Source organism: Pseudomonas sp. (assembly GCF_035554175.1).
Classification (GTDB): domain Bacteria; phylum Pseudomonadota; class Gammaproteobacteria; order Pseudomonadales; family Pseudomonadaceae; genus Aquipseudomonas.
Genome location: NZ_DATMIV010000032.1, coordinates 32907 through 44912, shown reverse-complemented (window position 1 = coordinate 44912; position 12006 = coordinate 32907). Strand labels below are relative to the sequence as shown.

Below are 12006 nucleotides of genomic sequence, written 5' to 3'. Positions count from 1 at the left end.
AGCTTGTAGCTGCTTTCAGGCTCTTACGCGGAGCGTGAGGCCCTTGAGGAAATTACGCAGCAACTGGTCGCCACACGGACGATAGTTGGTGTGGCCGACCTTGCGGAACAGCGCGCTCAGCTCAGGTTTGGACACCGGAAATTCGGCGGCTTTGAGGATAGCGTGCATGTCGTCTTCTTTGAGTTCGAAGGCCACGCGCAGCTTCTTCAGGATGATGTTGTTGGTCACCGGCACTTCGATCGGCTGCGGCGGACGGCTTTCGTCTTTGCCGCGCTTGAAGATCACCAGGCCGTCGAGGAAGTGTGCGATGACCTCGTCCGGGCAGCGTACGAAACCTTCTTCGTCTTCTTCTTTCTTGTCCAGCCAGCTCACCACGTCGGCGAGGGTCACGTCCATGCCGCCGAATTTGATGATCTCGACGACTTTCTTGTCGCTGATGTCGAGCATGTAGCGCACGCTGCGCAGTACGTCGTTATGAACCATGTCGGTATTCCTGATGCGTTGTAAGCAGCGCTCGCGGGCGCTGCCGAAATGTGGGGCGGCAGTGAAAGTGTCAGAACTTCTCTTTGCCGGACAGGTAGCGCCATTGGCCAACCGGAACCTTGCCGATCGACACGCCGCCGATGCGGATGCGGCGGATGCCGATGACCTTCAGGCCGACCGCTTCACAGAACTGCGCGATGATTCCCGGCTGCGGGTTTTTCATGGCGAAGCGCAGGCGGTTTTCGTTCTGCCAGCTGGCCTTGACCGGCGGCAGCTCCTTGCCCTTGTGCGTCAAGCCGTGCTGCAAGCGATTGAGGCCATGGGCGGCCATCTCGCCTTCGACTTCGACGATGTACTCCTGCTCGATCTTCGCCGCGTCGGCGGTAAGCTTGCGCAGGATTTTCCAGTCCTGGGTGAACACCAGCAGGCCGCTGGCCTTGGGCTGCAGGTCGGCACTGGCGGTCAGGCGCAGGAAGTGCCCGCGCAACGGGCGCTTGCCGTAGCGGTGCTCTTCGCTGAGGGTTTCGGCGGTCAGCGATTGCATGGCTGCTTCGACGCCCATGCCGGCGGGCGCGTTGAGCAGGATGGTCACCGGCTCCGGCGCAGTGGCTTTGGCGTCCTTGTCGAGCTCGACCTTCTGGTCGCCGACCTTGAATTGCGGCTCATCGATGACTTCGCCGTCCACGGTGACCCAGCCGCCCTCGATGAACAGTTCGGCCTCCCGGCGGGAGCAACCGACCAGTTCGATGAGGCGTTTGGAGAGGCGAATCGGGTCAGTCATGACAGGGCCGTAACAAAAAAGGGGTGGGCATTGTACCTGTGTGGAAGCGGTTAAGCCCGGTTCCATTTGCAGGCGCTGTACTCACTGTGGGAGCGAGCCTGCTCGCGAAGGCGTCCTGCCAGTCTATGTGTGCAGTGACTGGTACACCGCATTCGCGAGCAGGCTCGCTCCCACAGGGGTTCCATGGTGTGTCAGCCGTTGCTTGAGCGCTGTTGGGACTGGCGCAAGCGCATATGCAGCAACGGATACGGTTGGCCCATGCCATCGACCTCGGAGCGGCCGATCACCTCGAAGCCCTGTTTCTCATAAAACCCCAGCGCCTGCGGGTTCTGTTCGTTGACGTCGAGCTCGTCGGCGTTCAGCCGTTCGATCGCATATCTGAGTAACTGCCTGCCCAGCCCCTGACCGCGATGCTGGGGATCGATGAACAGCATTTCAATCTTGCCCGCCGCCACGCCGGCAAACCCGGTGATGCGTTGCTGGCGGTCCTTGGTGCAGATCAGCATCACCGCATCGAGATAGCGGGTCAGCACCAGATTGCGCAGCAGTTCGATGTAGCTGTCCGGCAGAAATTCATGGGTGGCACGGACCGAGGCCTCCCAGACCCGGGTCAATTCTTCGTAATCGCTGATTTTCGGTGTGTGGATGACCGAATGCTGACGCATGTGCCTGTGCCTCTTGTGCGTTTCAAGGGAGTCCGTCCCCCGCTAAACGATAGCCGCAAAAAAGCCCCGCATCGAGCGAGGCTTTTCAATTCAGCGATCCCTGCAGGAGCTGACGAGTGAAACGAGGCTGCGATCTTTTGACTTTCAAGATCAAGAGATCGCAGCCTTCGGCAGCTCCACAGGGTGCCGGGTTTAGATCTGCTCAGCCCACAGATCATATTCGTCGGCGTCAGTCACCTTGCACCAGACCTTGTCGCCCGGCTTCAGGTTGCTGCCATTGTCGATAAACACGTTGCCATCAATCTCCGGCGCATCGAAGAAGCAACGGCCCACTGCGCCTTGTTCGTCCACTTCATCCACCAGCACTTCAATCTCACGGCCGATGCGCATTTGCAGGCGTGCCGAGCTGATCGCCTGCTGGTGCGCCATGAAGCGCTCCCAGCGATCCTGCTTGACGTCGTCCGGTACAACCTCCAGATCCAGATCATTGGCCGGCGCACCGTCCACTGGCGAGTACTGGAAGCAGCCGACGCGATCGAGCTGGGCTTCGGTCAGCCAGTTGAGCAGGTACTTGAAGTCTTCTTCGGTCTCGCCCGGGAAGCCGACGATGAAGGTCGAACGGATGATCAGGTCCGGGCAGATTTCGCGCCAGTTCTTGATCCGCGCCAGGGTCTTGTCTTCGAACGCCGGGCGTTTCATCGACTTCAGGACTTTCGGGCTGGCGTGCTGGAACGGGATGTCCAGATACGGCAGGATTTTTCCGGCGGCCATCAGCGGGATCAATTCGTCGACGTGCGGGTACGGGTAAACGTAGTGCAAGCGGACCCAGACGCCCAGCGTGCTCAGCGCTTCGCAGAGTTCGGTCATGCGGGTTTTCACCGGCGCGCCGTTCCAGAAACCGGTGCGATATTTCACGTCGACGCCGTAGGCGCTGGTGTCCTGGGAAATCACCAGCAGCTCTTTGACGCCGGATTTGACCAGACGCTGGGCCTCGTCGAGCACATCGCCCACCGGGCGGCTGACCAGTTTGCCGCGCATCGACGGGATGATGCAGAACGAGCAGCTGTGGTTGCAGCCTTCGGAAATCTTCAGGTAAGCGTAGTGGCGCGGGGTCAGCTTGATGCCTTGCGGCGGCACCAGGTCGATCAGCGGGTTGTGATCCTGACGCGGCGGCACCACTTCGTGCACGGCGTTGACCACTTGCTCGTACTGCTGCGGGCCGGTTACTGCCAGCACGCTCGGGTGCACGTCGCGGATGTTGCCTTCTTCCACACCCATGCAACCGGTGACGATCACCTTGCCGTTTTCCTTGATCGCTTCGCCGATCACTTCCAGCGACTCGGCCTTCGCCGAATCGATGAAGCCACAGGTATTGACCACCACGACGTCCGCGTCCTGATAAGTGGACACCACGTCATAGCCTTCCATGCGCAGCTGGGTCAGGATGCGCTCGGAGTCGACCAGTGCTTTCGGGCAACCCAGAGATACAAAGCCAACCTTTGGATTGGCCGGCGCAGGAGTGGTGGACATGTCTAACCTCGGTGTTTTGTGACGTCGCCAACCGTGAAGGAAGCCGACGGACGGGCGCTCAGGGTGCGCCTCTGATCAAAAAGTGCGCAATTCTAGCGGCGGGCAACGCACTTGACCAGCTTTATGCAGGGAAATACGACGAGTGCTGCGCTATGCTTCGCGCCGTTGAGCTTTACCGATTTTGTGCAGTCAACAAATGGTCTGTAACAACAGGTAAAACAGCGCATGCTGCACCACAAAGCATAGTGCTTCATTCAAAGAAGCCGGTTCTGAGAAGTAGGAGTGTTGGATGGGTCAGGCAAGTAGTCACGTGGCAGGCGCCGAGGGTTCGGCAAGCAGGCCGCTGAGTATGCTGGTCGCAGCGGTCGGGGTGGTTTATGGCGATATCGGCACGAGCCCGTTGTACACCCTCAAGGAAGTGTTTTCCGGCGGTTACGGCGTAGCGGTCAATCACGACGGCGTGCTCGGTATTCTGTCGTTGATCTTCTGGTCGCTGATCTGGGTGGTCTCGATCAAGTACATGATGTTCGTCCTGCGCGCCGACAACCAGGGCGAGGGCGGGATCATGGCGCTCACCGCACTGGCACGGCGGGCAGCGGCGGGGCGCAAACGCCTGCGCACGCTGCTGGTGGTCTGCGGACTGATCGGCGCGGCGCTGTTTTACGGCGACAGCATGATCACCCCGGCGATTTCCGTGCTGTCGGCGATCGAAGGCCTGGGCCTGGCGTTTGACGGCATCGACCACTGGGTGGTGCCGCTGTCGCTGGTCGTGCTGGTCGCGCTGTTTCTGATCCAGCGCCACGGTACCGCGCGGATCGGCATTCTGTTCGGGCCGATCATGGTCACCTGGTTCCTCGTCCTTGGCGCGCTTGGCGTGTACGGGATCAGCCACACGCCGGAAGTGCTGCACGCCATCAACCCGATGTGGGCGGTGAATTTTTTCATCGTGCATCCGGGCATGGGCGTGGCGATTCTCGGCGCCGTGGTGCTGGCGCTGACAGGTGCCGAAGCGCTGTACGCCGATATGGGCCACTTCGGCCGCAAACCGATCGCCCGTGCGTGGTTCCTGCTCGTGCTGCCGGCGCTGGTACTCAACTACTTCGGTCAGGGCGCATTGCTGCTGGAAAACCCGGACGCCGCGCGTAACCCGTTCTACCTGCTGGCCCCGAGCTGGGCGCTGATTCCGCTGGTCGGTCTGTCGACCCTGGCCACGGTGATCGCCTCGCAGGCGGTGATTTCCGGCGCGTTCTCCCTGACCCGTCAGGCGATCCAGCTCGGCTATATTCCGCGCATGTACATCCAGCACACCTCCAGCGACGAGCAGGGCCAGATCTATATCGGCGCGGTGAACTGGGCGCTGATGGTCGGCGTGGTGTTGCTGGTGATCGGCTTCGAATCCTCCGGCGCACTGGCCTCGGCCTACGGCGTGGCGGTGACCGGCACCATGCTGATGACCACCATTCTGGTGTCGGCGGTGATGCTGCTGCTGTGGAAATGGCCGCCTGTGCTGGCGGTGCCCGTGTTGCTCGGTTTCTTGCTGGTGGATGGCCTGTACTTCGCCGCCAACGTGCCGAAGATCGTTCAGGGCGGCGCCTTCCCGGTGATCGCCGGCATTGCGCTATTCGTGCTGATGACCACCTGGAAGCGCGGCAAACAATTGCTGGTCGAACGCCTCGACGAAGGCGCGCTGCCACTGCCGATCTTCATCAGCAGCATCCGCGTGCAACCGCCGCATCGTGTGCAGGGCACCGCCGTGTTCCTCACCGCTCGCTCCGACGCGGTGCCGCATGCGCTGTTGCACAACCTGCTGCACAACCAGGTCTTGCATGAGCAGGTGGTGCTGCTGACGGTGGTCTACGAAGACATCCCGCGCGTCCCTCCGTCACGCCGCTTTGAAGTCGAAGCGCACGGGGAGGGTTTCTTCCGGGTGATCCTGCACTTCGGCTTCACCGACGAGCCGGACGTGCCCCAGGCGTTGAAGCTGTGCCACCTCGAAGACCTCGACTTCAGCCCGATGCGTACTACTTACTTCCTCAGCCGAGAGACGGTGATTGCCTCGAAGCTCGAGGGAATGGCGCGTTGGCGCGAAGCGTTGTTTGCGTTCATGTTGAAGAATGCCAATGGCAATTTGCGGTTTTTCAATTTGCCGCTGAATCGGGTGATTGAGTTGGGGACGCAGGTCGAAATGTAACCTTCACTTCAACTGAAAAGCCCCCGTTAGCTTTGTGCTGGTGGGGGCTTTTTTGTTTCTGGGTTAATCCACAAGTCCAGATCAAAAGATCGCAGCCTTCGGCAGCTCCTACAGGTTGTGCATTCTATGTAGGAGCTGCCGAAGGCTGCGATCTTTTGATCTTCAAGCCTCTCAGTGTCCACGTTTTATGGAATGTGGACACATGGCGTTTTTAGCTTCCTGAAGAGTCAAGAGATTTACGGGCGTCGGCACAAAACCTTCAAAATCAGGGCGATTCCCCTATGGGAGCTGGAATGTAAAAAGCCCCCGCAACTGCGAAGTTGCGGGGGCTTTTTGTGGGAGTGGCTCAGATCACTCTTCGGCGACCGAATCCTTGCTCTGGCGCTTCTGAATCAGCTCCACCAAGCGCTTGGCCAGCGCGGGGTAGTTCTCGTCGAAGTGATGACCGCCGGGCAGTTTCACCGGTTCGCCGACGGCGGTCTTGTCGGTGCAGCCGCTTTCGTCGGTTTCTTCTTCACCATAGATGCACACAACCTTGGCCGCTGGCAGCTTGGCCATTTCCGGGCCGGTGGCGGCTTCTTTGCCGGCATTACCCAACCAGCCTTCGACTTCGATTTCGAAGCTGCCGGTACGGGCGAAGGCGAGCAGGATGATTGCGTCGACGCGCTGCTGTTCGTTCTCTGGCAGGCGATTGTAGATCGCTGGCAGGACGTCGGCGCCGAACGAGTAGCCGGTGAGGATGAAGCGCTTGGTGCCCCATTTCTGCCGGTAGTGCTGCATCAGTTCGGTGAGGTCGAGGGCGCTTTGTTCCGGGCTCTTGTGCTGCCAGTAATAACGCAAGGTGTCGATGCCGACCACCGGGTAGCCGATCTTGGCCATTTCACCGGCGACATCGCGGTCGAGGTCGCGCCAGCCGCCGTCGCCGGAGAGGAACAGAGTCACGGTGTCGTTGGCCTGGCCGGCCGGCACTTCGACCACCGGGATCGCCAAACCACCGTTGGGCTTTTCGCCGCCGACGAGGATTTTGCGCAGCTCATTGTTCAGCACTTGCGGCAGGTTGATGTCGTAGTCGCTGATGCTGGTTTCGGCGTTTGGCTGGTCGCGCACGAAACCGGCGCTGGTGTCGTCCGGGTTGTCGTTCCAGGCCACCAGCCAGTGGCCATGGGCGGCGGATTTCGGCAGCAGATGGGTGCAGCCGGGTTTTTCCAGCGCCAGATCGACGGAAATGGCCTGGGCCTTGTCGTCTTTCTGTTCCGCCAGCCAGCGCCACGCCAATACAGCGCCCGGGCCGATGCCGCTGACCAGCGTGGCAGGGCCGTTCAGCTCGCGCAGGCCGGATTGCAGAGCGCGGCTTTGCAGCAGGCAGTCCTTGGGCAGAATCACCTGAACGATCTGCGCCGAAGCGCTGCGGCTGAGGGTGGTCAGTTGTTTTTCGGAAAGCTTTTGTTCGTCTGTGACCGCGACCAGCACTTGGGCTTTCGGCTTGGTGCCCGGGATAACTCGGGTCATGGCCGCGCCATCGGCGGGGTTGAGCTGTTCGACGGTCGGTTCCGGTGCCGGGCGTTTGAGGTACCAGTAACCGCCGCCGGCAATCACGGCCAGCACCAGCAGGGCGGCCAGGATGTACTTCAGGGAGCGTTGAATCATCAGCGTTTCACCAATCCAGTCAAGCCGCCCGCGATCAGGGCGGCAGTGTCGGCCAGCGCCACGAGCGGATCGAGTCCGGCGGGCACGGCCATATAACGGGGTTCCCAGTCAGGCTGGAACTTGTCTTTGAAGCGGCGCAAGCCTTGGAAGTTGTACAGCTGCTCACCACGGCGGAAGACCATCGAGCCCAGTCGCTGGGTCAGCGGGGCGCCGCGCCGGGGTTGCAACCCCGACAACGGCACCATGCCCAGACTGAAGCGCGCGTATCCGTGACTCTTATAGTGTTGAATCAGGCCGACCATCATGAATTCCATGGTCAGCTTCGGCGCTTGCGGGTGCGCGCGCATCAGGTCGAGGCTGGCCAGATCGTGGCTGTAGGTCTCGAGCAAATTGGCAAACGCCACCGGGCGGCCTTCGAAGCGAATCACCGCAATACGGAAATGCTTGAGGTAATCGTCGCTGAAGCGGCCGAGGGAAAAGCCTTTCTCCCGCACGTTTTTGCCGGTCAGCCATGCATCGGAGATCACTTTCAGCTCATCCATCGGTGCCTGGCCCGGATCAAAGATTTCCAGCGACAGGCCGTCGCGGGTACCACGGTTCCAGGTGTAGCGCAGGTCCTTCATCTCCTTGCCCTTGGCCTCCAGATCGAAGCGCTTGAGGTCGACCCTGGCTTCTTCGCCAAGCTTGATCGCGGTCAGGCCGATGTCCATGTAGTACGGCAGATTCTCCGCACGAACCTGATAGAACACCGGGCGCGTGTGATGGATGTCGCAGAGATCACGGAACTGCCAGATCATTTCCGCGCGTTGCTGACTCGGCCCGATCGGGTCGTACAGCGCCACCAGACTGCGGCCACGGCGGGCGTACATCAGGAACGCTTCGTCGTTGGGATGAAACAGCAACGCCTTGTCACCGGTCAGCGCGAGGCCGCCGTCGGGTTGCGACGAGGCCATGAGAATCTTTGCCGCGCGATCCAGTTCGTCCGGCGTCGGCAAATGAATTACCGGGCGCGCGGTGCGCAACAGCCAGGTCAGAGAAATCACCACCAACAACACGGCAGCGCCGAGCAGCGAGCGCAGGCCACGCGGCGCGTCAGCGTCGAGGGTGAACTGCCACCACAGTTGATGGCTGTACGGCACGTCCTGATAGGCGAACAGCAGCAACCAGGCCGAAGCGCCCAGCACACAAAGGCTGGCCACCAGATACAGCGGTGAAAACGGCAGTTCGGTCAGACGGCTCGGACGATAGAAGGAGCGGCGGAACACGCCCAGCAACGCGGCCGTCAGGGTCATCAGCGTGGCTTCTTCCCAGTCGAAGCCTTTGAGCAGCGACAGCAGGGCGCCGACCAGCAGCAGAATGGTGGTCAGCATCCATGCCGCTGACAGCCGACGGCGCAGGCCTTGCGCCAGCAACAGGCAGAGCACGCCGATCAGGCTGGCGCCGAAGTGCGATGCGTCGACCAGACGATGGGGGATCAGAAAACCGATGTGCTCCAGGCGCGTGTCGATCTCCGGGGTAGCACCGGAAAACAGCAGCACTACGCCAGACAGGAACACCAGTACCGCGAGAATCGGGGCGGCCAGACCAGATGCCGCGCGCATGGTCTGGGTTTGAAACAGGCGCTGACCTTCATTGATCAGCAACAGCACGCAGGCCACCAGCAGCGGCAGTACCACATAGATCAGACGGTAGAGCAGCAGGGCCGCGGCCAGTGGGGCGGCACCGAGCTTATCGGCAAACGCGGCCAGCAGAATTGCTTCGAAGACTCCGACGCCGCCTGGCACATGACTGAGCACACCGGCGGCCAGGGCCAGCAGGTACACCAGCAGGAACGGCGCAAACGGCGGCGCTTCCGGCAGCAGCAAATAGAGAACGGTGGCGGCCGCCGCGACGTCGAGGGCGGTGATCACCAGTTGCAGGAAGGTCAGGCGTCGACCCGGCAGGCGCAGGGTGCGGCGCCCGGCCTTGACCAGTAGATTGTCGGGGTAGGGTTGATCCGGCAGACGACGGCGGTAAATGCCGATAGCCAGCACCGCGCCAAGTATCAGCACGGCGCCGGAGACGCCGCCCAACAATGCTTCGGACAGTCCCAGCGCTTGCGAGGCGGCGGGCAGATTGCTCAAGGTTGCCAGCGCAGCCAGCGGCGGCAACGCGCAGCCCAGCGAGAGACTGGCGAACAGGGTCATGTGTGCGACTTCCGACGCACCGACGCCCAATCGCGCATATAAACGATAACGAACCGAGCCACCGGAAAGCAGCGACAGGCCAATCGCATTGCCGATCGCAAACGCGGTGAAGCCGCCGAGGGCGAGCGTGCGCGGCGGCAGTTTCACACCGGCATAGCGGCTGGCCGACCATTCATAGCCGAGCAGAATGATGAAACCCACCACGGTCGCCCCGATCGCGCCGAGCAGGGCCGGTTTCGGCACGTCGAGAATCGAGTCGTGCAACGCGTCGAGATCGAGCTCGGCGAGCAGATGGCGGCAGGCAATCAGGGCAATGGCAAACAGCAGCAAAGTGACGGCCAGGCCGATCGGCTGCCGGTATTTGCTTAACCGATCCAGCAAGCGCAAACGCTCAGGTTTGATCGGTTGATCTGCTGTGACGGTGTCTTGTGGATCAGACGAGTTGGCGCGCATCAATCACCTCTTGGATTGTGCGCGACAGGATGGAGGTATCCAGCCAAGTTACCAATCCCTGTAGAAAAAAATAATCACAAAATACTACGCCTCTCGTCGGGCATCGGCGAGGGCAGTTCCTGGATTGCAGAAGCCCTGTCTGCGACTCATGCATAGTCGCAAGTCAGCGCTAATGATGATCCCCAACGGTTCACTGCACAGTGACAGATCATTGTTGCGAAAGGACTTTTTCGACAGATACAAAAAAGGCCACTCTTTCGAGTAGCCTTTTTTGATGTTTGGTTGCGGGAGCCGGATTTGAACCGACGACCTTCGGGTTATGAGCCCGACGAGCTACCAGACTGCTCCATCCCGCGTCTGTGTGGCGGCATTCTACAGGCGAACGCCGGGGTGTCAACCGCTAATCCTGTAATGGGTCAAATAACTGCGCAATCGCGGCAAACGGTCGCAGGTGTGCGTTAAGTTTCGGAAATGCAAAGAAATCCTGTTTGCGGTTGCTCGGATCGTCCAGCACTGGCCGCAAAACAGGCGCGCACAAAAAAGGCTACTCTTTCGAGTAGCCTTTTCTGATGTTTGGTTGCGGGAGCCGGATTTGAACCGACGACCTTCGGGTTATGAGCCCGACGAGCTACCAGACTGCTCCATCCCGCGTCTGTGTGGCGGCATTCTACAGAGGAATGCGAGTGTGTCAACCTTAAGTTGAGATAAAACTGTTGAGGTTCAAGCGCTTAGCGCATTTTCGACGAGGTCGTCCGGCGTGCAGGCCATGCCATGTAAGGCTTTCAGCTCTATTGGTCGTTTGTCGGTGATTGAAAAAACAAATTTATCGGATAGTTCCTGCAGCCGGAAAAGAACGTTCCACCACTGGTGCTATATACAGGTGTGAATGAGATACTGCCGCTCCGGCTTGCCACGTTTCCTTTTCCGACATGACTCAGCGAAAAATCATCCACATCGACTGTGACTGTTTCTACGCCGCCATCGAGATGCGCGATGATCCGCGGCTGGCGGGCAAGCCGTTGGCGGTCGGTGGTTCGGCGGATCGACGCGGAGTGATCGCGACCTGCAACTATGAAGCGCGAGCCTATGGCGTGCGCTCGGCGATGGCTTCCGGGCATGCATTGAAGCTGTGCCCGGACCTGACCATCGTCAAGCCGCGCCTGGACGCATACCGCGAGGCCTCCAAGGAAATTCATACGATCTTTGCCGATTACACCGACCTGATCGAGCCGCTGTCGCTGGACGAGGCTTACCTGGATGTGTCCGACAGCGCGCATTTCGGCGGCAGTGCCACGCGGATCGCTCAGGACATTCGCCGCCGGGTCTCCAATCAACTGCATATCACCGTTTCTGCTGGCGTCGCGCCGAACAAGTTTCTCGCGAAGATCGCCAGTGACTGGAAGAAGCCCAATGGCCTGTTTGTCATCACCCCGGATCAGGTCGAGGAGTTCGTCAGCGGTTTGCCGGTGAGCAAACTGCACGGCGTCGGCAAGGTCACCGCCGACAAACTCGGCAAGCTCGGCATCGTCGACTGTCAGCACCTGCGCGAATGGGGCAGGCTGGCGCTGGTGCGCGAATTCGGCAGTTTCGGCGAACGATTGTGGAACCTCGCCCGTGGGATCGATGACCGGCCGGTGCACAACGACAGTCGACGTCAGTCGATCAGTGTGGAAAACACCTACGACGTTGATCTGCCGGATTTGCGCGCGTGCCTCGACAAATTGCCCGAGCTGCTCGATACCCTGAAAACCCGCATGTCACGTATCGACAGCAGTTATCGACCGGGCAAGCCGTTCGTCAAAGTGAAGTTTCATGACTTTACTCAGACCACGCTGGAGCAAGCCGGGGCAGGGCGCGATCTGGGCAGTTATCAGTTGATGCTGACGCAGGCGTTCAATCGCGGCGGCAAGCCGGTGCGGTTGTTGGGGGTGGGGGTAAGGCTGGAGGATTTGCGCGGCGGGTTTGAGCAGATGGAGTTGTTTGAGCGGTAGATCGTTAAAGCAAAAGATCGCAGCCTTCGGCACCTCCTGCATTGGAATGCAATCTCCTGTAGGAGTTGCCGAAGGCTGC

8 protein-coding genes and 2 tRNA genes are annotated in these 12006 nt (G+C 60.4%); 2 read left to right on the top strand and 8 right to left on the bottom strand.

All coding sequences use genetic code 11. The annotated features are described in order from the left end of the window. Positions 1-15: 15 nt before the first annotated feature. The 4 genes from VNV36_RS15460 to rimO form a co-directional block, all read right to left on the bottom strand. The gene (locus VNV36_RS15460) at positions 16-483 is read right to left on the bottom strand and encodes a YehS family protein (protein ID WP_325718517.1); all 468 of its coding nucleotides are present in this window, start codon (positions 481-483) and stop codon (positions 16-18) included. A gap of 70 nt (positions 484-553) precedes the next feature. Further along, entirely contained in the window at positions 554-1264 is a 711-nt protein-coding gene (locus VNV36_RS15455) for an rRNA pseudouridine synthase (RefSeq protein ID WP_325718516.1), read from the bottom strand. 191 nt (positions 1265-1455) lie between these two features. Continuing rightward, on the bottom strand, positions 1456-1929 hold the full coding sequence (locus tag VNV36_RS15450) for a GNAT family N-acetyltransferase (protein WP_325718515.1): 474 nt from the start codon (positions 1927-1929) through the stop codon (positions 1456-1458). 192 nt (positions 1930-2121) lie between these two features. Beyond that, positions 2122-3459 carry a 30S ribosomal protein S12 methylthiotransferase RimO gene (gene rimO, locus VNV36_RS15445; RefSeq protein WP_325718514.1) on the bottom strand — a complete coding sequence of 446 codons (1338 nt, stop codon included), beginning with the start codon at positions 3457-3459 and terminating at the stop codon, positions 2122-2124. 349 nt (positions 3460-3808) lie between these two features. Between rimO and VNV36_RS15440 the strand changes: the two genes are divergently transcribed. Then, positions 3809-5650: a potassium transporter Kup gene (locus tag VNV36_RS15440; RefSeq protein WP_414705523.1), complete on the top strand. Its 1842-nt coding sequence runs from the start codon at positions 3809-3811 to the stop codon at positions 5648-5650. 351 nt (positions 5651-6001) lie between these two features. Here the strand turns inward: VNV36_RS15440 and VNV36_RS15435 are convergent, their stop codons facing one another. The 4 genes from VNV36_RS15435 to VNV36_RS15420 form a co-directional block, all read right to left on the bottom strand. Further along, positions 6002-7297, bottom strand: coding sequence for a virulence factor family protein (locus tag VNV36_RS15435; protein ID WP_325718512.1), 1296 nt, complete (start codon positions 7295-7297; stop codon positions 6002-6004). Next, complete coding sequence (gene mprF, locus VNV36_RS15430; RefSeq protein ID WP_325718511.1) at positions 7297-9936, bottom strand: bifunctional lysylphosphatidylglycerol flippase/synthetase MprF; 2640 nt, start codon at positions 9934-9936, stop codon at positions 7297-7299. Before mprF ends, VNV36_RS15435 begins: the two co-directional genes overlap by 1 nt. Before the next feature lie 279 nt (positions 9937-10215). After that, a tRNA-Met gene (locus VNV36_RS15425) sits at positions 10216-10292 on the bottom strand. A 218-nt stretch (positions 10293-10510) separates the two neighbouring features. After that, positions 10511-10587, bottom strand: a tRNA-Met gene (locus tag VNV36_RS15420). A gap of 278 nt (positions 10588-10865) precedes the next feature. Between VNV36_RS15420 and dinB the strand changes: the two genes are divergently transcribed. Beyond that, the gene (gene dinB, locus VNV36_RS15415; protein ID WP_325718510.1) at positions 10866-11927 is read left to right on the top strand and encodes a DNA polymerase IV; all 1062 of its coding nucleotides are present in this window, start codon (positions 10866-10868) and stop codon (positions 11925-11927) included. The last annotated feature ends 79 nt before the right edge of the window (positions 11928-12006 follow it).

Excerpts from the sequence above, each read along its gene's own strand:
- VNV36_RS15455 (WP_325718516.1), bottom strand. The coding sequence starts at position 1,264 with ATGACTGACCCGATTCGCCTCTCCAAACGCCTCATCGAACTGGTCGGT.
- VNV36_RS15440 (WP_414705523.1), top strand. The coding sequence starts at position 3,809 with ATGCTGGTCGCAGCGGTCGGGGTGGTTTATGGCGATATCGGCACGAGC.
- mprF (WP_325718511.1), bottom strand. The coding sequence starts at position 9,936 with ATGCGCGCCAACTCGTCTGATCCACAAGACACCGTCACAGCAGATCAA.
- VNV36_RS15450 (WP_325718515.1), bottom strand. The coding sequence starts at position 1,929 with ATGCGTCAGCATTCGGTCATCCACACACCGAAAATCAGCGATTACGAA.
- VNV36_RS15460 (WP_325718517.1), bottom strand. The coding sequence starts at position 483 with ATGGTTCATAACGACGTACTGCGCAGCGTGCGCTACATGCTCGACATC.
- VNV36_RS15435 (WP_325718512.1), bottom strand. The coding sequence starts at position 7,297 with ATGATTCAACGCTCCCTGAAGTACATCCTGGCCGCCCTGCTGGTGCTG.
- dinB (WP_325718510.1), top strand. The coding sequence starts at position 10,866 with ATGACTCAGCGAAAAATCATCCACATCGACTGTGACTGTTTCTACGCC.
- rimO (WP_325718514.1), bottom strand. The coding sequence starts at position 3,459 with ATGTCCACCACTCCTGCGCCGGCCAATCCAAAGGTTGGCTTTGTATCT.